Source organism: Micromonospora sp. NPDC047812 (assembly GCF_040704175.1).
GTDB lineage: Bacteria > Actinomycetota > Actinomycetes > Mycobacteriales > Micromonosporaceae > Micromonospora.
In genome coordinates, this window is the sequence record NZ_JBEYRY010000002.1 from 46,251 (window position 1) to 69,272 (window position 23,022).

General features: G+C 71.8%; 24 protein-coding genes, 1 tRNA gene and 1 pseudogene. 12 read left to right on the forward strand and 14 right to left on the reverse strand.

All coding sequences use genetic code 11. From position 1 onward, the window contains the following. Nucleotides 1-95 precede the first annotated feature (95 nt). Nucleotides 96-740, reverse strand: a complete 645-nt coding sequence (locus AB0883_RS07880) for a zf-HC2 domain-containing protein (protein WP_366640411.1) — start codon at nt 738-740, stop codon at nt 96-98. Between the two features lie 107 nt (nt 741-847). On the opposite strand from AB0883_RS07880, the gene AB0883_RS07885 reads away from it, so the two are divergent. The 4 genes from AB0883_RS07885 to AB0883_RS07900 are packed head-to-tail and all read left to right on the forward strand — an operon-like array spanning nt 848 to nt 3,857. Then, nucleotides 848-1,438 (forward strand): sigma-70 family RNA polymerase sigma factor, encoded by a 591-nt coding sequence (locus tag AB0883_RS07885; protein ID WP_366640412.1) that lies wholly within the window; start codon nt 848-850, stop codon nt 1,436-1,438. Between the two features lie 31 nt (nt 1,439-1,469). Then, nucleotides 1,470-1,994, forward strand: a complete 525-nt coding sequence (locus tag AB0883_RS07890; protein WP_366640413.1) for a MauE/DoxX family redox-associated membrane protein — start codon at nt 1,470-1,472, stop codon at nt 1,992-1,994. Further along, a complete protein-coding gene (locus AB0883_RS07895; protein WP_366640415.1) occupies nt 1,987-2,703 on the forward strand; it encodes a thioredoxin domain-containing protein in 717 nt (238 codons plus the stop codon). Before AB0883_RS07890 ends, AB0883_RS07895 begins: the two co-directional genes overlap by 8 nt. Further along, complete coding sequence (locus AB0883_RS07900) at nt 2,700-3,857, forward strand: hypothetical protein (protein WP_366640417.1); 1,158 nt, start codon at nt 2,700-2,702, stop codon at nt 3,855-3,857. Before AB0883_RS07895 ends, AB0883_RS07900 begins: the two co-directional genes overlap by 4 nt. A 35-nt stretch (nt 3,858-3,892) precedes the next feature. Here AB0883_RS07900 and AB0883_RS07905 read toward each other — a convergent pair whose 3' ends face one another. Genes AB0883_RS07905 through AB0883_RS07920 form a run of 4 tightly spaced genes read right to left on the reverse strand, consistent with a single transcriptional unit; the run spans nt 3,893 to nt 6,527 of the window. Further along, nucleotides 3,893-4,648: an ABC transporter ATP-binding protein gene (locus tag AB0883_RS07905; RefSeq protein WP_366640419.1), complete on the reverse strand. Its 756-nt coding sequence runs from the start codon at nt 4,646-4,648 to the stop codon at nt 3,893-3,895. Then, complete coding sequence (gene cbiQ / locus AB0883_RS07910; RefSeq protein WP_366640421.1) at nt 4,645-5,415, reverse strand: cobalt ECF transporter T component CbiQ; 771 nt, start codon at nt 5,413-5,415, stop codon at nt 4,645-4,647. Before cbiQ ends, AB0883_RS07905 begins: the two co-directional genes overlap by 4 nt. 6 nt (nt 5,416-5,421) lie before the next feature. Continuing rightward, nucleotides 5,422-5,814 (reverse strand): PDGLE domain-containing protein, encoded by a 393-nt coding sequence (locus AB0883_RS07915; protein ID WP_366640423.1) that lies wholly within the window; start codon nt 5,812-5,814, stop codon nt 5,422-5,424. Beyond that, nucleotides 5,811-6,527, reverse strand: coding sequence for an energy-coupling factor ABC transporter permease (locus tag AB0883_RS07920; RefSeq protein ID WP_366640425.1), 717 nt, complete (start codon nt 6,525-6,527; stop codon nt 5,811-5,813). The genes AB0883_RS07915 and AB0883_RS07920 overlap by 4 nt, the downstream gene beginning before the upstream one ends. Nucleotides 6,528-6,724: 197 nt before the next feature. Here AB0883_RS07920 and bcp point away from each other — a divergent pair, with 197 nt between their 5' ends. From bcp to AB0883_RS07935, 3 genes are all read left to right on the forward strand, one after another. Next, nucleotides 6,725-7,201: a thioredoxin-dependent thiol peroxidase gene (gene bcp, locus AB0883_RS07925; protein WP_366640426.1), complete on the forward strand. Its 477-nt coding sequence runs from the start codon at nt 6,725-6,727 to the stop codon at nt 7,199-7,201. 66 nt (nt 7,202-7,267) lie between these two features. Next, nucleotides 7,268-7,350 (forward strand) — tRNA-Leu (locus AB0883_RS07930). 67 nt (nt 7,351-7,417) lie between these two features. Beyond that, nucleotides 7,418-7,957: a GNAT family N-acetyltransferase gene (locus AB0883_RS07935; RefSeq protein WP_366640428.1), complete on the forward strand. Its 540-nt coding sequence runs from the start codon at nt 7,418-7,420 to the stop codon at nt 7,955-7,957. Nucleotides 7,958-8,068: 111 nt separating this feature from the next. On the opposite strand, the gene AB0883_RS07940 is transcribed toward AB0883_RS07935, so the two are convergent. Both AB0883_RS07940 and AB0883_RS07945 read right to left on the reverse strand, forming a co-directional pair. Next, nucleotides 8,069-8,884 carry an MOSC N-terminal beta barrel domain-containing protein gene (locus AB0883_RS07940; protein WP_366640430.1) on the reverse strand — a complete coding sequence of 272 codons (816 nt, stop codon included), beginning with the start codon at nt 8,882-8,884 and terminating at the stop codon, nt 8,069-8,071. Between the two features lie 128 nt (nt 8,885-9,012). After that, complete coding sequence (locus AB0883_RS07945) at nt 9,013-9,846, reverse strand: class I SAM-dependent methyltransferase (protein ID WP_366640431.1); 834 nt, start codon at nt 9,844-9,846, stop codon at nt 9,013-9,015. A 165-nt stretch (nt 9,847-10,011) separates the two neighbouring features. Between AB0883_RS07945 and AB0883_RS07950 the strand changes: the two genes are divergently transcribed. Beyond that, nucleotides 10,012-11,061 (forward strand): LCP family protein, encoded by a 1,050-nt coding sequence (locus tag AB0883_RS07950; RefSeq protein ID WP_366640433.1) that lies wholly within the window; start codon nt 10,012-10,014, stop codon nt 11,059-11,061. A 111-nt stretch (nt 11,062-11,172) separates the two neighbouring features. Then, complete coding sequence (locus tag AB0883_RS07955; RefSeq protein WP_366640434.1) at nt 11,173-12,723, forward strand: sugar transferase; 1,551 nt, start codon at nt 11,173-11,175, stop codon at nt 12,721-12,723. A gap of 66 nt (nt 12,724-12,789) precedes the next feature. Here the strand turns inward: AB0883_RS07955 and rfbD are convergent, their stop codons facing one another. Further along, nucleotides 12,790-13,671 (reverse strand): dTDP-4-dehydrorhamnose reductase, encoded by an 882-nt coding sequence (gene rfbD, locus AB0883_RS07960; protein WP_366640436.1) that lies wholly within the window; start codon nt 13,669-13,671, stop codon nt 12,790-12,792. Then, a complete protein-coding gene (rfbB, locus tag AB0883_RS07965; RefSeq protein WP_366640438.1) occupies nt 13,668-14,681 on the reverse strand; it encodes a dTDP-glucose 4,6-dehydratase in 1,014 nt (337 codons plus the stop codon). Before rfbB ends, rfbD begins: the two co-directional genes overlap by 4 nt. A gap of 86 nt (nt 14,682-14,767) precedes the next feature. On the opposite strand from rfbB, the gene rfbA reads away from it, so the two are divergent. Then, a complete protein-coding gene (gene rfbA / locus AB0883_RS07970) occupies nt 14,768-15,655 on the forward strand; it encodes a glucose-1-phosphate thymidylyltransferase RfbA (protein WP_366640439.1) in 888 nt (295 codons plus the stop codon). After that, nucleotides 15,652-16,275, forward strand: coding sequence for a dTDP-4-dehydrorhamnose 3,5-epimerase family protein (locus AB0883_RS07975; protein WP_366640440.1), 624 nt, complete (start codon nt 15,652-15,654; stop codon nt 16,273-16,275). The genes rfbA and AB0883_RS07975 overlap by 4 nt, the downstream gene beginning before the upstream one ends. Nucleotides 16,276-16,409: 134 nt before the next feature. On the opposite strand, the pseudogene AB0883_RS07980 reads toward AB0883_RS07975, so the two are convergent. Together AB0883_RS07980 and AB0883_RS07985 are read right to left on the reverse strand one after the other, a co-directional pair. Further along, nucleotides 16,410-16,736, reverse strand: a pseudogene (locus AB0883_RS07980) (transposase); the annotation flags it as partial. A 90-nt stretch (nt 16,737-16,826) separates the two neighbouring features. Next, nucleotides 16,827-17,699, reverse strand: a complete 873-nt coding sequence (locus tag AB0883_RS07985) for an aldo/keto reductase family oxidoreductase (RefSeq protein ID WP_366640442.1) — start codon at nt 17,697-17,699, stop codon at nt 16,827-16,829. A 132-nt stretch (nt 17,700-17,831) separates the two neighbouring features. On the opposite strand from AB0883_RS07985, the gene AB0883_RS07990 reads away from it, so the two are divergent. After that, nucleotides 17,832-18,278, forward strand: coding sequence for a helix-turn-helix domain-containing protein (locus AB0883_RS07990; protein ID WP_366640444.1), 447 nt, complete (start codon nt 17,832-17,834; stop codon nt 18,276-18,278). A 69-nt stretch (nt 18,279-18,347) separates the two neighbouring features. Here the strand turns inward: AB0883_RS07990 and AB0883_RS07995 are convergent, their stop codons facing one another. The 3 genes from AB0883_RS07995 to AB0883_RS08005 form a co-directional block, all read right to left on the reverse strand. After that, nucleotides 18,348-19,607 (reverse strand): DUF1501 domain-containing protein, encoded by a 1,260-nt coding sequence (locus tag AB0883_RS07995; protein ID WP_366640446.1) that lies wholly within the window; start codon nt 19,605-19,607, stop codon nt 18,348-18,350. 1 nt (nt 19,608) lies between these two features. Next, nucleotides 19,609-20,874, reverse strand: a complete 1,266-nt coding sequence (locus AB0883_RS08000) for a DUF1800 family protein (RefSeq protein ID WP_366640448.1) — start codon at nt 20,872-20,874, stop codon at nt 19,609-19,611. 170 nt (nt 20,875-21,044) lie between these two features. Continuing rightward, nucleotides 21,045-22,946: a S8 family serine peptidase gene (locus AB0883_RS08005; RefSeq protein WP_366640450.1), complete on the reverse strand. Its 1,902-nt coding sequence runs from the start codon at nt 22,944-22,946 to the stop codon at nt 21,045-21,047. Between the last annotated feature and the right edge of the window lie 76 nt (nt 22,947-23,022).

The window sequence follows — 23,022 nt, forward strand, 5'->3', positions numbered from 1 at the left end:
CTCCGACCATGCCCGGCGTCGCCCGGACCCGCCCACCCCGCGTGCATGCCGCCACGCCCCCCGGCGCCGCCGGAACCCGTCCGGCCGGCGCGAGGTCAGCCATGGCGGGCCAGGAGTGCCGTCGACGGCCGGCGGTCCGGTTCGTCGCTGACCCGTCCCAGCGCCCACAGCAGCGCCGCCTGCACCACGGCGGCCAGGTGCCCGACCTCGTGCACCAGCGCGGTCGTCGAGTTGGCGATGTCCACCGCGCTGGTGCCGGCCAGGCAGACCGCCAGCACCAGCGCCACCGGCACGAACGCCCGCGCACGCTCGGGCCGCCACGCGGCCAGCGCGAACCCGACGGCCAGCGCCACGTCGAACGAGGCCATCTCGCGACTGGTGTGCGGGTCGACGGTCACGCCCAGCCCGGCCAGCAGCACCGGCAGGGCGATCGCCAGCTGGGCGACCGCGGCCACCGCGACCGCCACCCGCAGCACCTGGCGGCGGGCCGCCCTGGCCGCCGCCCGGGTGCGCCCGGCCGCCAGCGGATCGGCGGCGACCGCCGCCAGCACCGACGCGGTCAGGTCGGGCACCGCCACCGCCTGCACCCGGACCAGCCGGGTGACCTGCTCGGCGCGGGCCAGCCAGGCCCGGCAGCCGGGGCAGCTCTCCGCGTGCGCGTCCAGCACCGCCGGCGCCGCCAGCGGGTCCTCGCCGTCCAGCCGCGCCGACAGCGCCGCGCGTACGTCGTCGCATGTCATGTGCGGGTAGTCGTGCGACGCACCGGTTTAGTTCCCGGGGTGGCGCAGGCCATGGAAGGGCCGAAGGACCCTCCCCGGCCCGGCCCCGCCGCGTAACCTGGACTGTCGTGATCCCCGCCCCGCGCGAGACCTCCGCCGCCAGTCCGACAGGCGACGCGGGCGTCGCTGCGCGGGAGTCGGCGACCGAGTGGGCGCTGGCCGCCCGCGACGGGGACCCCGTCGCCCAGGCCGCCTTCGTCCGGCTGACCCAGGCCGAGGTGTGGCGCTTCACCGCCGCGCTGGTCGATCCGGACAGCGCCGACGACCTGACCCAGGACACCTACCTGCGGGCGTTCCGGGCACTGCCGGCGTTCGAGGGCCGCTCCAGCGCGCGCACCTGGCTGCTGGGCATCGCCCGCCGGGCCTGCGCCGACCACCTGCGCACCGTCGTGCGTCGCCGCCGGCTCGGCGAGCGGCTCGTCGCCGACGCCTGGACCGACCGCTCGCATCCGGACCCCGCCGGTCAGCTCGGCGCCGCCGACCTGGTCCGCCGCCTGCCCGCCGAGCGACGCGCGGCGTTCGTGCTCACCCAGCTGCTCGGCCTGTCGTACGCCGAGGCCGCCGCCGTGGAGGGGGTGCCCGTGGGCACCATCCGCTCCCGGGTGGCCCGGGCCCGCAACGACCTCGTCGAGGCGGTCGGCGACGCCCTCGCCGGATGACCGGGAACTTCCGCCGGGGACGGGACGACCAATGATCGTGACCGCACCGCACACCCGGGTCGCCCGCTGGCCCGCCGTCCGTCCCTGGCTCGGCGTCGCCGTCCGGCTGGGCCTGGCCGCCGTGTGGCTGGTCGCCGGCGGCAGCAAGGTCGGTGACCTCGCCGCCTCCGGCCGCGCCGTCAACGCGTACCAGGTGATGCCGTACGACCTCGCCACGGTGATCGGCGCGGCGCTGCCCTTCGTCGAGCTGGCGCTGGGCGTGCTGCTGCTCCTCGGCCTGGCCACCCGGCTCTCCGCCGGGATCTCCGCGGCGCTGCTGGTGGTCTTCATGGTCGGCATCGTCTCGGCCTGGAGCCGGGGCCTCGCCATCGACTGCGGCTGCTTCGGCGCCGGCGGGGAACTCGCCGAGGGCCAGACCCCGAGCTACCTCCCGGAGATCCTCCGGGACCTGGGATTCCTGGCGCTGGCCGGGTTCCTGCTGATCTGGCCCCGCACCCCCGTCTCCGTGGACGGCTGGCTGGCGGGGGACACATCCGTGGAGGACGAGGATGAGTAGTCGCAAGGGGCAGAAGGGCTCCGCCCGGGTGGTCCGCGAGCAGCTGGCCCGGGAGCGGCGACGCAAGCGGACGCTCTGGGTCTCCGTGGCCGCCGTGGCCGTCCTGGTCGTCGCCGGCCTGATCGGCTGGAGCGTCTACTCCAGCCAGCGCTCCGACGACTTCACCCCGCCGACCGGCTCGAACGAGGCCGGCACCGGGGTCGTCGCCGGCTCGGGCCCGGTCACCGTGGACGTCTACGAGGACTTCATCTGCCCGGCCTGCAAGCAGTTCGAGCAGACCAGCGGCCCGACCCTCGACCAGCTGATCAGCGAAGGCAAGATCCGGGTCGTCTACCACCCGGTGGCGTACCTGAACCGCTTCTCCAGCACCCAGTACTCGACCCGGTCCTCGGCCGCCTCCGGCTGCGCGGCGGAGGGCGGCCGGTACCGGGAGTACGCCAAGGCGCTGTTCGACCGGCAGCCGCCGGAGGGCGGCGCGGGGCTCAGCGACGAGGAGCTGGTCGACATCGCGGCGGGGGCCGGCCTCGACCGGGACGGCTTCGCCTCCTGCCTGCGGGAGGGCACCTTCAAGCCGTGGACCGAGCACGTGACGGAGGAGGCCAGCAAGGCCAACGTCACCGGCACCCCGACGATCCTGGTCGACGGCGAGGAGATCGCCGACCGCAGCCCGGAGGGGATCAAGGCGGCGGTGGAGGCGGCCGGCAGGTGATCCGCGACCTGTTGACCCGCGCCGGCCTGGTGCTCGCCGGCACGCTGGCCGCGACGGTCGCGTTCGCCGCCCCGGCCGCCGCGCACGGCGCGGACGCCCCCGACGGCACCGACTACCGCACCGAGGTGACCGCCGTCGCCCCGGCCCGCCCCGGGCTGAGCGTACGGGTGATCGAGGCGGGCGCGCGGCTGGAGCTGACCAACACCGGCGACCGCGCCGTCGAGGTGCTCGGCTACTCCGGCGAGCCCTACCTGCGGGTCGGCCCCGACGGCGTGTACGAGAACGCCCGCTCCCCCGCGACGTACCTGAACCGGACCATCGCCGGGGACACGCGGCTGCCGGCCGAGGCGGACCCCGCCGCCGCACCGGACTGGCGGCGCGTCGACGGCTCCGCCACGGTGCGCTGGCACGACCAGCGGGCGCTCTGGCGCGAGTCGGCACCGCCACCGCAGGTGCGTGCCGCCCCCGACCGGGAGCACCGGGTGCGGGACTGGACGGTGCCGCTGCGCGCCGGCACCGCGACGGGGGAGATCCGCGGCACCCTCGACTGGGTGCCGCCGCCGGACGCGTACGTCTGGTGGGTGGTCGCCACGGTCGGGCTGCTGGCCGTGGGGGCGCTCGGGCTGTTGCCGGCCCGCTCCGGGCCGGGCGCGCGGGCGCTGGCCGGGCTCGGCGGGCTGCTGGTCCTCGGCGGGGTCGCCGCGGTGGTGTTCACCGTGGGCCGCGAGGTGGACGCCGGCGCGCGGGGCGTGGGCGGGGTGCTGACCGGCCTGCTCGGCGGGCAGGTCTGGGCGCTGCTGACCGGGCTCGGCGCCGTCGCCGCGGGGGTCTTCGCGTTGGCCCGCCGGCCGGCCGCCGACTTCGCGCTGGCGCTGGCCGGGGCCTGCCTGGCGCTCTTCGCCGGGGTGGCCAACGCCGCCGTCTTCGCCCGCGCCGTCGCCCCCGTGCCCTGGCCGGCGACGACGGCGAGGATCCTGGTCGCCCTGGTCCTCGTCGCCGGCGCCGGCGCCACCGCGGCCGGCGCCCTCCGCCTCCACGCCGCCCGCCCCTCTCCCCCACCCCCCGCTCCGTCCCCGCCCACCGCTCCGCGCGTCGATCATGGAGTTGTGGTGGGTGACGAACACGAGCACAACAGGCCAGATCGGGCACCATGAGTGCATGATCGACGCCTACCGGGGGCGGGGGCGGGTCAGTGAGGGGTGAAGCCCCGGGGGAGTTCCAGGCGGTGGCGGGCCAGCAGGTCGGCGTCCGCCAGGAGGTCGGCCGTGGGGGCGTCGGCGACGACGCGGCCGGCGTCCAGGATGACCGACCGGTCGCAGAGTTCCAGGGCGTACGGCAGGTCGTGGGTGACCATCAGCAGCGTGACCGGCAGGGCGCGCAGGATCCCGGCCAGCTCGCGGCGGGCCGCCGGGTCGAGGTTGGACGACGGTTCGTCGAGGACGAGGATCTCCGGGTGCATGGCGAGCACGGTCGCCACCGCCACCCGGCGCCGCTGCCCGAAGGAGAGGTGGTGCGGCGCGCGGTCCCGGTGCTCGCCCATCCCGACGGCGGCGAGGGCTTCGTCCACCCGGGCGGCCAGCTCCGCCCCGCGCAGGCCCAGGTTGGCCGGCCCGAACGCCACGTCCTCGGCGACCGTGGGCAGGAAGAGCTGGTCGTCGGGGTCCTGGAAGACGACACCCACCCGGCGGCGCACCTCGGCGAGCGTGGCCCGGTCCTGGCTGACCGTCAGCCCGCCGACGCTCACGCTCCCCTCGGTCGGGGTGAGGATGCCGTTGAGGTGCAGCACCAGCGTGGTCTTGCCGGCGCCGTTGGGGCCGAGCAGCGCCACCCGTTCCCCGCGCGGCACGCTCAGGTCCACCCCGTGCAGGGCGACGTGCCCGTCCGGGTACGCGTAGCGGACGCCACGAACGTCCAGGGAGAGGGCGGTCTGCACGGCACCGATCATGTCAGCACGACGGCCGTGGCGGCGATGCCGGCCGCCAGGACCGGCACGGTGGCCGCGACCAGCCACTGCCCCGCGGTCGCCGCGCCCGCGCCCTGCCACACCGCCGGCATCCGCCCGGTGTAACCGCGCGACAGCATCGCCAGGTAGACCCGCTCGCCGCGTTCGAACGCGCGCAGGAAGAGCGCGCCGACGCCGGCCGCGAAGCCGCGCAACTGCCACAGGAAGCGCGGGTCGTCGCCCCGGGACACCCGCGCCACCCGCATCCGGCGGGCCTCGCCGACCAGCACGTCCAGGTAGCGCAGCATGAACGTGGCGATCTGGGTGAGGATCTGCGGGCAGCGCAGCCGGTCCAGGCCCACGATCAGGTCCCGGGTCGTGGTCGTCGCGGCGAGCAGCAGCGAGGCGAGCACGCCCAGGGTGCCCTTGGCGAGGATGTTCCACGCCCCGAGGAGCCCGTCGGACGACAGGCTCAGGCCGAGCACGTCGACGCGCTCACCGGCGCCGAGGAACGGCAGTGCGACCGCGAACAGCACGAACGGCAGTTCGATCAGCGACCGGCCGAGCAGCCAGCCGGGCCCCACCCGGGCCAGCGCCGCCACCGCCGCGACCAGCAGGGCGTACGCGCCGAAGGCCCAGAACGCCTCGCGCGGGGTGCCGACCACGGCGAGGGTGAACACCACCATCGCCGCGATCTTGACCTCGGGCGGGAGCCGGTGCACCGGTGACGCGACGTCCCGGTACAGCACGTGCGCGTGTCCGGCGCCCACCCGTCGCTACTCCCGGCCCGCCGCGCCGGCGGGGGTGCGCTCCCGGTCGGCCGCGTCCCCGTCCCGGGGGCCGCGGCGGCGGACCAGCCAGAAGGCCCCGCCGGCCACGGCGAAGGTGAGCAGCACCCCGACCACGCCGGACAGGCCGGTGGAGAGGAACTCGTTGTCGACCCCCGCCACCCCGTAGTCGGCCAGCGGCCCGCCGACCTCGTGTTCCCGCTCCCGCTGGGCGGGGCAGCTGCCGCCGGTGACGTTGTCGTCGGCGTCGAAGGTGCAGCCCTCGCGCAGCGACGAGTCCAGCCCGTCCGGGTGGGACGAGGCGAAGTTGCTCACCACCCCGGCGAGGAGCAGGGCCACCAGCAGCCCGCCGACGACGAATCCCCAGGAACGCTTCCTCACCGGACACCTCCGACGGCCGGGACGGCGGGCGTGGACGCCGCACGCAGCCCGCGCAGCGCGTAGACGAGATCGGGCCGGACCTTCGCGACGGTGACCACCGTGGTCGCGGTGATCAGGCCCTCGCCGATGCCGATCAGCAGGTGCACGCCGGCCATCGTGCCGGCCAGGCCGCCCAGGTTGCCGCCGAGGTCGGTGGTGCCGCCGAGCCGGTACTGGAGCACGAAGCCCATCGACGCGACCACCACGCTGACCAGCGCGGAGAGGAAGGCGGTCACGCCCAGGCCGGCCGGGCTGCGCGGCAGCACCCGCAGCAGCAGCGCGATCAGCAGGTACGCCGCGGCGGTGCCGAGCAGCGCCATGTTGGTGATGTTGAGCCCGAGCATGGCCACGCCGCCGTCACCGAAGACCAGCGCCTGGACGACCAGCACCACGGCCACGCAGAGCGCGCCGACCCACGGGCCGACCAGCATCGCGGCGAGCGCGCCGCCCAGCAGGTGACCGCTGACGCCGGCGGTGAAGATCGGGAAGTTGAGCATCTGCACGGCGAAGATGAAGGCCGCGACGAGCCCGGCCATCGGGGCCAGCCGGTCGTCCAGGTCGCGCCTGCCGCGCAGGACGCAGAACGTCATCGCGATCAGCGCCACCGCCGCGAACACCGCCGCGACGGGACCGTCGATGATCCCGTTCGAGATGTGCATCGCCAGGATTTCCACGCGACCTCCCACGCGTCGGCCGGCCCTCCGGGCCGTCGACGGCAGCCTATTTCCCGAGCTTGGCTGTTGCCAATAGTTGGCAACTGGCGTACGCCCGATTGCGCGCCCGCCGCCGATCCGGCGTGCCCGTCGGGGCGGCGTTCCGGTCGCTCGGCGTGCCGCCCGGGGGTGGTCGGGGCCGGCGGTAGGGTCGGGCCATGACCGCGCCCGACCGTCTCTCCCCCGGTGACCCCGCGCCGGAGTTCAGCCTGCCCACCGACACCGGCGAGACGCTTTCGCTGACCGACCTGCGCGGCCGCAAGGTCGTGCTGTACGCCTACCCGGCGGCCATGACGCCCGGCTGCACCAAGCAGGCCTGCGACTTCCGCGACTCGCTCGCCTCGCTCCAGGCCGCCGGCTACGAGGTCGTCGGCATCTCGCCCGACAAGCCGGAGAAGCTGGCGAAGTTCCGCGAGCGCGACGCCATCACCTTCCCGCTGGTCGCCGACGCCGACAAGTCCGTGCTGACCGCGTACGGCGCCTACGGCGAGAAGCAGTCGTACGGCAGGACGGTGACCGGCGTCATCCGCTCGACCTTCGTGATCGACCCCGAGGGCAGGATCGAGCGCGCGCTCTACAACGTCAAGGCCACCGGCCACGTCGCCAAGCTGCGCCGGGACCTCGGGCTGGACTAGGGTCGCCGCCGCACCGGGACCGAGGCCACCACCGGCGCGGCGCGACACTCTAGACTCAGCGGGTCGGCGGGAGTGGCGTAACGGCAGCCGCGGTAGGTTTAGGTCCTATTGTCCGAAAGGACGTGGGGGTTCGAATCCCCCCTCCCGCACCGAACGTCCTGTCGCGCACGTCACGATCGCGGGTCGGCGCGGGGCCCGCGCGGTCAGGATTGCCGGGTGAACCTGCGCTTCGTCCTCGATCCCGAGTTGACCCCCGAGTTGCGGGACCGGATCGTCACCCTCTGGGTCGACGTCACCAACGCCGGCGGGGCGGTCGGTTTCGTGCCGCCGGTCACCGCCGCCGACGTCCGACACACGGCGGATCCCACCTTCGCCGGCATCGCCGAAGGCACGGACCGCCTCCTCGTCGGGTACGCGGGCGAACGACCCGTCGCCGCCTTGATCTTCTGCGACAACCGGTTCGACCTGAAGGCGCACTGGTGCGTGCTGAAGCGGGTGATGGTCCACCCGGACACCCAGGGCAACGGGTACGGCGCCGCGCTGATGCGCGAGGCCGAGCGCCTCGGCCGTGGAATGGGTTGGGAGGCGCTGCACGTGACCGTCCGGGACGGCCTGGGGCTGGACCGGTTCTACCAGCGGCTCGGCTACCGGGAGATCGGTCGGCTGCCCGGCGCGCTGCGGGTCGCCCCCGGCGACGACCGCGACGAGATCCTCATGTGGCTGGACCTGACCGCCCCGCCGGCACCCGGGCGCTGAGCCGGGCGCGGCCTCAGCCCTCACAGCCCCGCGCGGCGACGCTGGCCCTCCGGTGGGCAGCGCGGCCCGGCCGGCACGCGGAGCGGCCCCGCCGGGCCGCCCGGTCGCCGCTCAGTCCACCACCAGCTCGTCGCCGAGCGCGATGCTGCCCGTGGCCGTGGGGACGAGGTGGAGTCCGAAGAGGAGCTTCTGCCCCACGTTGCGGTACCGGCCGAGGGTGCGCAGCGGTTCCTTCCCGCGTACCCCCGTCTCCTGGTCGGTGGTGGTGACCACGCAGCGGACGCACGGCCCGGCGGCGCGGAAGCCGACGGCGCCGATGCGCAGCGGCCGGCCGACCCAGTCGTCCTCGGTCCAGGCCGAAGCGCCCTCCACCACCAGGTTGGGGCGGAACCGCGCCATCGGCACGGGCTCCTCGCCGGCCTCGGCGAGCCACCCGTTGAGCGCGTCGAGCGAGGCGGCGGTGGCCAGCAGCAGGGGGTAGGCGTCGGCGAAGCTGACCTGCCCACCGGTGTCGTGCTCCCGGTCCCCCGGCGGGATGTGCCGGGTCGGTCGGGCGAGCCAGACCAGCCGGACGGCGCGGCCCAGGAACGCGCTGACCCAGGCGTCGGCCGTCGCCCCGGCGGGGAGCGCGGGGACGGGCAGCTTGCGGTTGCGGAAGGTCCGCACCGCGACGGGCTCGCCGCCGGTCGGCTCGGGCACGTCCAGGTCGTCGTGGCCCTCGGCACGCAGCAGCAGGCCACCGTCGTGGGGCGTGGCGCGCAGGCCGACCAGGCGCGCGGTCTCCCGCTGGGTGACGCCGACGCCGTCGGCATCGACGATCATCCAGCGCCGGTCGCCGGCGAGGCCCCACGGTTCGACGCCCGCGACGTCGTGGTCGAGCCGGTGACAACCCTTGACCGGGTACGTGTGGATGGCGCTCAACCGCATGCGGACACCCTGTCACGCCCCTCGGGCGACCGTTGCCCCGAGTACGCGCCCGGACTGCTCCCCGCGCGGGCGCGCTCCCGGTAGGAAGCCCCGCTCACCGCCGGGAGCCGGTCCGCACGACCGCGATCTCACCAGGCCACGCCGATGCCGTCCCCCGGGTACCAGTGGTTGGCGGGGGTCTCCCGGTAGGCGAGGAAACGCCGGTCGGTGCGCTCGGCGTGCTCGGCGAGGACGTTGGTGGCGGTGACGTTGTCGGTGAGCAGAATCGCGCCTGGCGCCAGCTTGCCCTCGACCGCCTCGAACTCGCGCTTCTCGTGGGCCCGGCTGTGGTCGCTGTCGTGCAGGAAGAGGTCGACCGGCCGGTCCAGCGCGGCGATGGAGGCGATGGAGTCGCCGATGACCAGGTCGACCACCTCGGACCAGGGGGCGGTGCGGGCGAGATAGCCGGCCTCGGGGTTGATGTCCAGCGAGGTGACCCGGCCGGGATGCCCGTCGGCGGCGTTACGCAGCAGCGCGGCGGCGAGCACGCAACTGCCGAGCCCCTTGTCGACGCCGGTCTCGACCACGTGCGTCGGCTTCGTGGCGCGCACGATGGCGTACCAGCCGATGCGGCGGGCGTAGCGGACCTGCCGATCGGCCAGGCCCCGGCGGGCGGCGCCGGCGGTGGCGGACTCGATGTGCCGGCGCAGCACGTCGTCCGACTCGATCTCGGCGAAGTACGCGCGGACCTGCTTGACGGGCACGTCGCAGACCACGCTGACGAACCAGGCGAGGTGGTGCCGGCTCAGTTTGGTCAGCTCGTACGTGTAGTTGTGATGCTCCCGCGAGGTGACCAGCCAGCGGGCCGACGTGCGCAGCACCTTGGCGTCGTGGCGGGCGACGCGGGCCAGGCGCTTGGGGAAGGCCGCGACGGGGGCGAGGGGGGTGCGGGCGATGGCCCGTCGGAGCTTCGTTGCGTCCACGGAAGGGTTCTACCAGCCGGAGGCGCGCAGGTGTAGGGGAAAGCTCAGTTGGCCCGGGTGGGGTGGGCGGTGTGCGACGGGATGGGACGGGTCGGCACGGACGGGGGCCGTCACCAGCCGGATGAGGGTACGCGCACGCCCTCGCGGATAAGTAGCATCGCCGCCATGCCAGTTCCACAACAGTTCGTCGAGCGGGACCCGGTCGCCGACCAGACGGGACCCCAGCCGGGGAAGCACGCGAAGCCTCGTCGCCGGTGGCGACGCATCGCCCTCATCAGCCTGCTGGTGGTGGCGCTGCTCGGCGGCGGCGGCCTGATCGCCGGCGGGCTCTACCTGCGTTCGGTGGAGTCGGACATCGAACGCGTCGACGCCTTCGCGGACGTGCCCGAGGCGGGGCGCCCGCAGGCGGTGGCCAAGGGCGCGATGAACATCCTGATCCTGGGCAGCGACACCCGCGACCCGGAGAGCACGTCGGGCTCCCGCACGGACACGATCATCCTCGCCCACCTGCCGAAGGACCGGTCGAGCGCCCAGCTCGTCTCGATTCCCCGGGACACCTGGGTTTCCGTGCCCCGGTCGAAGGACGGCAGCCAGGGCGGCCGGGACGCGAAGATCAACGCCGCGTACGCGTGGGGTGGCGTGCCGTTGATGGTGCAGACCGTCGAGAAGTTCACGAGCGTGCGGATCGACCACGTCATGATGGTCGACTTCGCCGGCTTCAAGGAGATCATCGACGCCCTGGGCGGCATCGACATCGACGCGGAGAAGACCTTCACCTCGATCCACCCCCCGTTCCGCACCTTCCGTCAGGGGGTGCAGCGGATGGACGGCGAGACGGCGCTCGACTACTCACGCCAGCGCAAGCAGTTCCCGGACGGGGACTTCGCCCGCATCCGGCACCAGCAGCAGGTCATCAGGGCGATCCTGGACCGCGCCGTCTCCGGGGGCATCGTCACGAACCCGGGGAAGCTGAACTCCTTCGTCAAGGCGACGTCGAACGCGGTGTCGGTGGACGAGAAGATGTCCCTGTTGGGCATGGCGACCGACCTGCGCGGCCTGCGCGGCAACAACCTGCGCTTCATCACCAGCCCGACGAAGGGCACGGGTCGGGTGGGTAGCGAGAGCGTCGTGTTCGCGAACACCGAAAAGGCCCGGTCCTTCTACGACGCGGTCCGCCGCGACGCCGTGGCGGAGATCCTGAACGCCGGAAAGTAGGAGGTCGTACTGCCGTCCCGGCTCTGGTGACGCGCGCGGACCGGTCGTATCCTTCGTTCGCCTCGAAGCTGCCGCGCGCCGCCGGGGCAGTCAACGGGGGAAGGACCGACCATGTCCAGGCAACAGGCGATGGGCCACCACGCCACCACACCGCAGCGCGACGACATGGCGGCGCAGGGCATCAGGGCGGAGGCGCGCGGCGGGGCCGACGCCGGAGGCCGTGCCACCGGACCGCTGCCCACCTCCGCGCCGCCGGCAGGCGGTCAGGCGAGCGACGGCGCGCCCCGCCCCGGCCTCGACGTGACGGCGGTGCTGCCGTACGCGAGTTCCCGTGCGTCCACCCGCACCCGGGGGCTGCGGGCCTGGATGATGACGGCGCCCGTCGACGTGGCCGCCCTGCTGGCGCCGCTGCTGATCACTCTCCAGTACTGGCGCGGGACGCTGGCCATGGCCGGCCTGACGGTGGCCATCTTCGCGGCGGGCGGGCTCTACCGGGCCCGTCGCCACGTGAGCATCCTCGACGAGCTGCCGAGCCTTTGCGGGCGGCTGCTCGCGTCCGCGGCCGTGGTCACCATCCTCGCGGCGCTGCGTCACGACTCCGAGCAGTACGTGGGCGGGTTCGCCCGCGGGGTGCTCATCGCGGCCGGGCTGGTCCTCGTCGGTCGTGTCTTCTCGCGGGAGTTCGCCACCATCGCCCGCAAGCGACGGTGGGTGGAGCACAACGCCATCATCATCGGCAGCGGGCCGATCGCCGTGGAACTGGCCCGGCTGTTGCGCCGCTACCCCCAGTACGGGCTGCGCTTCGTCGGCTGCGTCGACTCCACGCCCCCGCACGTGCCGGCGGCGCTCCCCCTGATCGGCACCCTGGACCAACTGGAACCGCTCGTCCGGATGGTCGAGTGCGACGTGCTCATCATCGCGGACCCGAGCTGCCCGGAGCTGACCCTGATGGAGGTCCTCCGCCAGCCACGCAGCGCGAGCTGCGACCTGTGGGCCGTGCCACGGCTCTGGGGCTCCCGCTCGCACGGCGACCACATCGGTGCGATCCCGATCGTCAAGGTCGGCGACATCACCCTGTCCGGGCCCCGGTGGGCGCTCAAGCGCGCGTCGGACATCCTCTTCGCCGCCACGGCGTTGCTGCTGCTGAGCCCCGTCCTCCTGCTCTGTGCGATCGCGACGCTCCTCGACGGCGGCCCGGGCATCTTCTTCTACCAGGAGCGGATCGGCCGCCACGGCAAGCCGTTCCACATCATCAAGTTCCGTTCGATGCGTCCCGTCGACGAGCACGAGTCGCAGACGAACTGGTCGATCGCGCACGACCAGCGGGTCGGACCGATCGGCCGCTTCATGCGCCGCACGTCGCTGGACGAGCTGCCGCAGCTCTGGAACATCCTGCGGGGCGACATGAGCGTCGTCGGGCCGCGGCCCGAGCGGCCGTACTTCGTCGAGAAGTTCTCCGCCGAGTACCCCAACTACGCCATGCGCCACCGGGTCGCGGTGGGGCTCACCGGGCTGGCGCAGGTCAGTGGCCTGCGCGGCGACACCCCGATCTCCGACCGGGCGCGGTTCGACAACTACTACATCGAGAACTGGTCGCTGTGGCTCGACGCCAAGGTGCTCATCCGGACGGTGTCCGAGGTCTTCCGCGGTGGGGGTCGCTGACCAGGCACGGCCGACGCCGGACTCGACCGGCCGCGCCACCGCCGGCCGCTGCTCCAGTCGGCAGGATCACGCGTCGGCGATTCCACGGTGGACGGTGTCCAGCGCCTGGGTGAGGGCCGAGCGCCAGTCCGCCAGGGGCCGCAGGCCTGCCGCCGCCCAGCGGTCGTGGGCCAGGACGCTGTACGCGGGACGGGGAGCCGGGCGCCGGTACCGGTCGCTGGTGGTCGGTCGGATGCGGTCGGCGTCGAGGCCGCGGAGGGTGAACACGGCGCGGGCGAGACCGTACCAGGTGGTCTGGCCCGATGCGGTGCCGTGGTACACGCCGGGGGCTGCGCGGCCGGCGAGCGCCGCGTCGGCCAACGCGACGAGCTGCTCGGCCAGCGCGTACGACCAGGTCGGCTGCCCCCGCTGGTCGTCGACCACGTCGAGGTGCTCCCGCTGGGCGGCCAGCCGCAGCATGGTCGCGACGAAGTTCGGCCCGTGTTCGCCGTAGAGCCAGGCGGTGCGCACGATGTAACCGCTGTCGGGAAGAATGCGCCTGACGGCGAGTTCCCCGGCGAGCTTGCTGCGCCCGTACGCGTTGACCGGGGACGTGCTGGCGTCCTCCGCGTACGGTTCGGTGGCGTCGCCGGAGAAGACGTAGTCGGTGGACAGGTGGATCATCCGCGCGCCGGTTGCGGCGCAGGCTGCGGCGAGGTGGGCGACGGCGTGGCCGTTGACGGCGGTGGCGGCCTCCTCCTGCGCCTCGGCCCCGTCCACGTCGGTCCATCCGGCGGTGTTGATCACCATGTCGTGTCCGGCGACGGCGGCTCGCACCGCCTGCGGGTCGGTGATGTCGAGCTCGGCGCGCGTGGTGGCCCTGACGGAGAGGTCACCTCGGGAGCGCAGGACGGCCACCAGGTCCCTGCCCAGCATGCCGCCAGCTCCGGTGACCAGCAGCCGGCTCACGGGGCGACCAGCGGCTTGGTGCCCGCTTTCAGCGGCTCCCACCAGGCCCGGTTGTCCCGGTACCACTGCACAATCTGCGCCAGGCCGCGCTCCAGGTCGATGCTCGGGGCGTACCCGAGCTCGGTGCTGATCTTGCTGATGTCCAGGGAGTAGCGGCGGTCGTGGCCTTTGCGGTCGGCGACGGGCACGACCTGGTCCCAGCTGGCGCCGCAGGCCTCGATCAGCCGGCGGGTGAGTTCGACGTTGGCGAGTTCGGTGCCGCCGCCGATGTGGTAGACCTCGCCGGCGCGGCCCTTCTCCTGGACCAGTGCGATGCCCCGACAGTGGTCGTGCACGTGCAGCCAGTCCCGGATGTTGCCGCCGTCGCCGTAGAGCGGCACGGTGCCGCCGTCGAGCAGGTTGGTGACGAACAGCGGGACGACCTTCTCCGGGAACTGGTACGGCCCGTAGTTGTTGGAGCAGCGGGTGACCACGACGTCCATGCCGTGGGTGCGGTGGTAGGCCAGCGCCAGCAGATCGGAGCCGGCCTTGGAGGCCGAGTACGGCGAGTTCGGCGCCAGCGGCCAGTCCTCGGTCCAGGAGCCCTCGGCGATGGACCCGTACACCTCGTCGGTGGAGACGTGCACGAACCGGGAGGTGCCGTGCCGCAGCGCGGCGTCGAGCAGGTTCTGGGTGCCCAGCACGTTCGTGGTGACGAAGGGGGCGGCGCCGTCGATCGACCGGTCGACGTGGGATTCCGCGGCGAAGTGCACGAGCACGTCGTGGCCGGGAACGACCTCGTCGACCACGGCGGCGTCGCGGATGTCCCCGTGCACGAACCGCAGCCGGGGATCATCGGCCACCGGCGCGAGGTTGGCGAGGTTGCCCGAATACGTCAACGCGTCGAGCACGGTCACCGCCGAGGGTTCGACGGCCGACACCCTCGCGGCGTCACCACCGGGCACGCCCAGCAGCATCCGAACGTACTCCGACCCGATGAAGCCGGCACCGCCGGTGACGAGGATCCTCACGGGTCGGAGAGTGTACGCGAAACCCCAGGACAACCGGTGCAGCGAGCCCGTTCTCAGGCGCCCGCCGGTGCGGGTAGTCTCCCCCGGTGCGCGGAATCCTTCTCGCCGGTGGCACCGGGTCCCGGTTGTGGCCGATCACCCGTGCCGTGTCGAAGCAGCTGATGCCGGTGTTCGACAAGCCGATGGTCTACTACCCGCTCTCCACCCTGATCATGGCAGAGGTGCGGGAGATCCTGATCATCACGACGCCGGAGGACCAGTCCCAGTTCCAGCGGCTGCTCGGTGACGGCAGCCAGTGGGGCCTGCGGTTGGAGTACCGCACGCAGGCCCGCCCGGAGGGGATCGCGCAGGCGTTCCTTCTGGGCGCGGACTTCATCGGCGACGAGTCGGTGGCCCTCATCCTCGGCGACAACATCTTCCACGGCGTCGGCCTGGGCCGGCAGCTCCCCGGCCACGGCGACCTGGTCGGTGGGCGGATCTTCGCCTACCCGGTGGCCAACCCTGGAGAGTACGGGGTGGTCGACTTCGACCCGGCCGGGCGCGTGCTGTCGATCGAGGAGAAACCCGCCCGCCCCAGGTCCCGCTACGCCGTGCCCGGCCTCTACTTCTACGACAACCGCGTGGTGGACATCGCCGGCAAGCTGACCCCCAGCGCCCGTGGCGAACTGGAGATCACGGCGGTCAACGAGACCTACCGCGAATGGGGCGAGCTGTCGGTGACGGTGCTGGACCGGGGCACCGCCTGGCTCGACACCGGCACCTTCACCTCGATGATGCAGGCCGCCGAGTTCGTGCGGGTCATCGAAGAACGCCAAGGCCTGAAGATCGGATGCGTCGAGGAGGTCGCCTGGCGGGCCGGCCTGATCGACGACCACCACCTCCGCACGCTCGCCCAGTCCCTGAGCAAGAGCGGATACGGCGACTACCTGCTCGGCCTGCTCGCCGAACGCCATCCCGGGGAAGCCTACCGATGAAGATCCGACCGCTGAGCATCGACGGGGCTTGGGAGATCAACCCGAAGCAGCACGGCGACCCGCGCGGGCTGTTCATGGAGTGGTACCGCTTCGACCAGCTCGCTGCCGCCGTCGGGCATCCACTCCGACTCGCCCAGGGCAACCTGTCGGTCTCCGCGCGCAGCGTGGTCCGCGGCATCCACTTCGCCGACGTGCCACCCGGCCAGGCCAAGTACGTGACCTGCGTACGCGGTGCCGTCATCGACGTGGTCGTGGACCTCCGCGTGGGCTCGCCGACCTTCGCGCAGTGGGAGGCGGTCCGCCTCGACGACGTCGACCGGCGCGCCGTCTACGTCAGCGAGGGGCTGGGCCACGGCTTCTGTGCCCTCACCGACGACGCGACCCTGAGCTACCTCTGCTCCACCACGTACAACCCCACCGCTGAGCACACCGTGCACCCCCTCGACCCCGAACTGGCGATCGACTGGCCGGCGGAGTCACCGCAGCTGTCGGCCCGGGACGCGGCCGCGCCGAGCCTGGCCGAGGCGCGGGAATCGGGACTGCTGCCGGACTACCAGACCTGCCGCGCGTTCACCGCCAGCCAGCGGCTGGGAGCCGACCCCGCCTGCGGCGGAAGATAGCCGCTTCCGCCTGACGGTGACGAGCGTCCCTGGCGGGTGGGCGGGCCAGTCTGCGGCGTCGCGCCCGCTGCGGGCCTGGTGATCGTCGCCGGGCGCCCGGCAGGGCGCTCACCAGGGCCAGGTTTCAGGGCTCTTCACAATCCAGGGTGTAGTCGTGGCCTGCAGCCGCCGGTTTCCAGCAGGGACCTGGCGATGTAGTTGGTGAGGTTGCGGAATCCGAGGGCGGAGCCGCGGAGGTGTTCGAGCCGTCCGTTGATGGCCTCGGTCGGTCCGTTGGACGTGCCATGGTGTTCGAAGTAGGCCAGCACGTCGGTGGCTCGCTTCTTCAGCGTCCGGCCGAGTGTGATGATCTCGCTCAACGCGCTCGGGACGCCTTGGCTGACCGACTCGATCAACTTCACCATCAGCTCTCGGCCCTTGCTCCGATCGGGTTCGCGGTAAACGGCGATCATCCGCTGGTGGCTTCGGTCCCGGCCGCGCGAAGGCGACCGGGACCGAAACATGAATGGTGGCTTTGGTCGTGGCTTGTGGGCCGTTCGGCTACGGGGCATTCAGCGGCCGATGTCATCCAGCTCGGTCAAGTCCTCATGCGAGAGGGAGAGTCCCGCGCCGGCGATGTTCTCGCGCAGGTGCGCTGTCGATGACGTGCCGGGGATGAGCAGGATGTTCGGTGATCGCTGCAGCAGCCAGGCAAGCGCGACGGACATCTGTGTCGCCTCCCGTCGAGCGGCGACCGCCGAGAGAGCCGAGGATTGAAGCGGGGTAAAGCCCCCGAGGGGGAAGAAGGGCACGTACGCGATGCCTTCGGTGGCGAGCCGGTCGATGAGCTTGTCGTCGTGGCGGTGGGCGAGGTTGTACATGTTCTGCACGCACACGATCGGCGCGATGCTCTGTGCCTCGGTGACCTGCTCCTCGGTGGCGTTGCTGACCCCGAGGTGGCGGACCAGGCCTTGCTGCTGGAGTTCCACGAGCGTGGCGAACGCGTCGGCGAGCGAGCCGGGCTGGGGACCTTCGGCGTTGCCGAGTCGGAGGTTGACCAGGTCGAGTACGTCGAGCCGGAGGGACTTGAGGTTGTCGTGGACCTGGCGGCGCAGATCTTCGGGTCGCCGGGCCGTGGGCCAGCCACCCTGTTCGTCGCGGGTCGCGCCCACCTTGGTGACGATGTGCAGCGACTCGGGATAGGGATGCAGTGCCTCGCGGATCAACTCGTTGGTGACGCGCGGCCCGTAGGCGTCGCTGGTGTCGATGTGGGTGATACCGAGGTCGACCGCTTCACGCAGAACGGCCAGGGCACCCTCGCGATCGGTGGGCGGCCCCATGACCCACGGGCCGGCCAGTTGCATGGCGCCGTAGCCGAACCGTGTGACGGTCAGGTCACCCAGAGTCCAGGTGCCGCCGGGAAGAGAGAAGGAGGGTGTGCTCATCCTGTTGCCTTTCGTCGTGCGAACTTGGGGGTGGCGCCTGCTGCCTCCCTGCATCAGCATTGGAGAGAAACTCCCTGTCGGGAAGTAGGCACTTTGGAGTGCGTAACCCACCATCGGTGAGAGGTGCGATCAGTGACGACGGTGAAGGCGGCCCAGAAGAGGGCTCAGGCCAAGGTGGAGTACAACGCGTTCCTGGCAGGGTGCCCCAGCCGGCAGCTGCTCGACCGAATCTCGGACAAGTGGGTCGTCCTGATCCTGTGTGCGCTGGGCGGCGACAACAACCCTGGCCAGCCCGGTGCAGCACACGCAGACGCTCCGAAGGCGATGCGTTACTCCGAGATCTCTCGTCTTCTGGCCGGGGTCAGCCAGAAGATGCTGACCCAGACGCTACGGTCGCTGGAGCACGATGGCCTGCTCACCCGTACCGTGACGCCAACCGTCCCTGTCACCGTCTCCTACGAGCTGACCGACCTCGGCCTCTCGCTTCATCACATGACGCGCGGGCTCAGAAACTGGGCGCAGACACACATGGCCGAGGTCCTCGCAAACCGCGAGAACTACGACTCTCGCACCTCCTGACGACTCACGTCCAACCGTCCAACAGCGCTATGTTCTCGGCGCTACACCCTCGACTGCGAAGAGCCGGTTTCAGTCGCGCGGGAGGAACGGCAGCATTCTCGGCTCGTACCCGCCGAGATAGCGTGCCGGGTCCGCGTCCAACACCGAGGCCAGCAGCGTGCCGAAGACGTCCCGGAAGTCCGTCGTCGCCTTGAGGTCGCCGTCGTCCAGGTCGGTCAGGCTCGGCTGCTCCCCGTAGAGTCCGCCCGCGACCTGCGGACCCAGAACGAAGACGGGCCCGGCAGTTCCGTGGTCGGTGCCGTCGGAGGCGTTCGCACGGACCCGCCGACCAAACTCGCTGTACACGACCACGCTCACCCGTTGACCGGCCTCGGTCTGCGCCAACCTGCCCGCGAAGTCGGTCAACGCCTGGTCGAGCTGGCGCAACAGCAGCTCGTGGCCGGGCCTCTCCGCCGCGTGCGTGTCGAACCCACCGAGGCTCACCGAATACACGCGGGTGGGGACCCCAGCTTCGACGCAGTGAGCCACCCGGGAGAGCTGTTCGGAAAGGAGGTTCGCCCCACCCGTGCCCGTCGCCGCGATGTCCGGTTCGGCGGGGAGGTCCGCCCGGGCGTCCACCGCTTCGGCGCCCCGGATGAGCTGGTCGATCTTGATGAGATTCGCATAGGCGTCCGCAGCCCGTGCCTGCATCTCGGATTCGTTCGGCTCCCGCCGCCCGAGCACCCCGATCATCTCGGTGGTGACTCCGGCCGGCAACTTGAGCCCACCGATACTCACACAGGCCCCGGTACGGGTCTCTCCCACGAGCAGGGGCGGGAGCATGGGCTCGAAGCTCACCGCGGCCTCTGGCGCGGCCTTGATGCCGTCCAACCATCGACCGACCCAGCCGGAGGTGGCCGGATCGCTCGGTGACGCGGTCTGCCAGATGTCCATGGACCGGAAATGACTGCGGTCGGGTTTGGGATATCCGGCCCCGAGAACGACAGCCAGGCGCTGCCCGCTCCACAGTCGGCTCAGGCCCTTCATCACCGGATTCAACCCGAGCGAGTCGTCGATCCGCAGCACCCGATCAGGCTCGTAGGCCAGCTCAGGTCGGGCCGCGTAGTACGCCGGATCCGCGTAGGGGACGACCGTGTTGAGCCCGTCGTTGCCGCCGTACAGCGTGACGATGACCAACTTGCGCGTCTTCCGGTGGTCTTCCCCGGCAGACGCGTCGCTCGCGGTCCGCAGGAGGTCCGCCAGGCCCAGACCCCCTACCCCGGCGGCGATGGCGCTGCCGCCGACGGCGCCGGAAGCCAGGAGGAACCTGCGCCGGGTCAATGCGTCCATGTCACGTCACCAGATATTCCGGGCTGACCAACCCGAGGGTCAGCAGGCGCTGCGGATCGGTAGTGCCCTTCAGGGCCGAGTACGTCCTGTTGGTCCACGTCTCGATAGCCAGGACGTGCGCCACGTCTTCCGGAGTCAGCCGCTGGGCCGGGACCAGCTGGGCGATCCGACCGGCAAGGTTCAGGCGGACCTGCGCCGCCCCGACCGTCAGCCACTCCGCTCCTGCGGCCCATCCCTCGACACTCGGGGGCGCGAACGGCAACTGCCCCATTCGCTCCAGGGCGTTGAGGGCGTACGTCAGCATCTCGTCGGACAGCCTCCCCGGTCGCAGACCCAACTGCCGCATCGCGCCGACGAACCACTCCGTGGGCTGCTTGACCAGCCTGCCGGCGCTGGCCTGGAACGCGTCGTCCTCGAAGAGCTTCCGCAGCATCGCCATCGAGTCCGGGAACGCGCGAACCATGTTGTCGCGGGTGGACATCGGGATCAGGTCGGCCGACGAGGCGTACCGGAACCACAACCGCTCGGCGATGAACCCCGGGCATGCCTCGTGGTTGAGCAGCAGATCCACCAGCGAGTGGGCGTCGAAGTCCTTCGTGACGCCGAGGATGCTCTTCCTGCCGCCGTCGTGCGAGGCGGGACTGAAGTACGCGCGCCCGCGGTCGTAGTCGATCTTCCAGCCGGTCAGCGCACGGCCGGCCTCCTTCACGTCCCGTTCGGTGTACCTGCCGATGCCGAGCATGAAGAGTTCCATCAACTCGCGGCCGAGATTCTCGTTGGGCGCGGTCCGCGTGTTGAGTTGCCCGTCGAGCCAGTAGATGAGCGCCGGGTCGGTGATCATCCGGTGTGCCATCGTCGCGAAGTCGAGCGAGCTGCGCAGCGTCTTGTGCTGCACGAGCATCAGTTGCGGGCGGATCACCTTCCGGACCGAGGTGGCCCAGTGCCCGTGCCAGAAGAACCACAGCTTCTCGCGGGTCTGGTGGTCTGCGACAGTGAGACGATCCAGCCACCACTGGGTGATCCGCTTCGTCTGCTCCCGCCGCTCCTCATCCCCCTTGCTCCGCTGGCTGGGAGTGGGGTTCGACAACCCGGCGAAGGGATCCGGGCCGAGTCCCGGCACGGGAGCCTTCAGGGACCCCACGTCCGGCGCTGTCGGCGCTGTCAGGGCGGCGACCGTCGCCTCGTACCCTGCCTTCTTCGCGGCAGCCAGCTCGGCGGAAGTGGGACCGAAGCCGGCGCGGCGAAGTAGCAACGAGGCGTCGGCCATGCAGCAAATGTATGCGAAGCCCCTGGTGCGGGCGGACCCCGGGGCCCGGTACCAGCCGGTCAGGCCCGCAGTGTCGCTGTGACGCGGATGGGCCGCCGAGACGCGCATCGCACGTGTCTCGGCGGCCCACTGGATCCGTCACGTCAGGACGGGCCCTCAGTCGCTGGTGTTCAGCCGACCTTCAGGACCTCGTAGGTGAACATCGTCGACGGGCCCGGATCGGCCACGAACGGATCGAAGCTCGCGATCAGCGGCGAGCTGCCGCTGTTCGGCGCCTGCACCAGGTTGTAGTTGGTCTGCGACTGGAACAGCAGGTTGCCGTCACCCCAGTGGAAGAGCCAGAAGGACTGCTCCGCGCCGATCGTGGTGGCGTTGGCGATGAGCGGCCGGGTACCGCCCGACGGCGCGCTGACGAAGCGCTTGTTGACGTGGGAGCGGAATGCGACGGCGTCGCCGCCCATGTCGAGCATGTCGAACTTCTGCCAGTCGCTGGTCGCGGTGGTGGAGTTGGCGATCAGGGCGCTCTTGCCGGCGTCCGCTGCCGTCACGAACTTGCCGTTGACGGTTGCTCGCAGCACGACGACCGCAGCGGGTGAGGCCCAGATGAACTTCTCGGCCACACCGATGGTGGTGGCGTTGTTGACGAGGGGCAGGGTGCCGCCGGACGGGGCGGTGACGTACTTCCCGTTGATCTTGGCAATCAGGCTGGTGGTGCCGTCGCCGTTCATGACGACCTGGAACCGCTGGGCGTCGGTGATGGTGCTGCTGTTGGCGTACAGCGCGGCGGTGCCGCCGGCGGTGGCGGTGACGTGCTTTCCGTTGGCCCAGGACGCGAGCGCGATGTAGCCGCTGCCGGCGTCGATCACGGTGAACTTCTCCGAGTCGCCCATCTGGTTCATGGGCTGGGTGGGGGTCAGCGGCTGGGTGCCGCCGGCGCCGACCGAGACGTTCTTGCCGTTGGTCAGGGACCGCAGGCCGGTGACCTGCGGCACGGCGGTGGTGCCGATGCGCAGCATCACGTCGCTGGTGTTGTAGGCGGCGGTGTTCCGCACGACCCGCCGGGTGCCGCCGTAGACGATGACGTTACGCACCTGGGTGGGCGCCCAGGACGGGTTCGCCGACAGCAGCAGCGCGGCGGCGCCAGCGACGTGCGGGCTGGCCATCGAGGTGCCGCTGTACTTGCCGATCGCGGTGTCGCTGGTGATTACCGAGGACGGGATGTGGTGCCCCGGCGCGTGGATGTCCACACACGGCCCGTAGTTGGAGAACGAGGCGCGGAAGTCGACCTCGTCCGTGGCGCCCACCGTGATCGCCGAGGCCGCGCGGGCCGGCGAGTACGAGCAGGCGTCGTCCTGGCTGTTGCCGGCGGCGACGGCGTAGGTGATCCCGGAGGCGATGGACGCCTCCACTGCGGCGTCGATCGCGGTGCTGGCTCCACCGCCGAGGCTCATATTCGCCACCGCCGGCTTCACCGCGTTCGCCGTGACCCACTCGATGCCGGCGATGACACCGGCCTCCGTGCCGTTGCCCTCGCAGTCGAGCACCCGCACGCCCACCAGCTGCACGGCCTTGGCCACACCGTAGTTGGTGCCGCCGATGGTGCCCGCGACGTGCGTGCCGTGCCCGTCGCAGTCGTTCGCGACCGGGTCGTTGTCGATGAAGTCGTAGCCGTCGCTGGCCCGCCCGCCGAACTCCTGGTGCGTGATCCGGATGCCGCTGTCGATGACGTAGGCGTGCACGTTGCTCGCCGTGTTCGGGTACGTGTACCGCTTGTTCATCGGCGCGAAGATCTGGTCCAGCCGGTCCAGCCCCCACGACGGCGTGTCCAACTGGGTGTCGCTCTTGGACACCTTGCGGTTCTGCTTAACGTAGGCCACCTCGGGGCTGGCGGCCAGCCGCTTCGCCTGCGCCTCGTTCATGCGCGCCGCGAAACCCCGGATCGTGCGCGTGTACGTGCGCGACACCGTGCCGCCGTACCGCTTGGTCAACGCGGTGGCGTTCGCACCGACCTCGGCCGGGGTGGCCTTGCCGTCCTTGAACACCACGATGTAACTGTCCTTGATGGCCCCCATGTCGGCGGCACCCAGGATCCCCGCAACCTTCTTGTCGTCCGGCGGAGCCGCGGACGCGGCACCCCCGCCGGACATG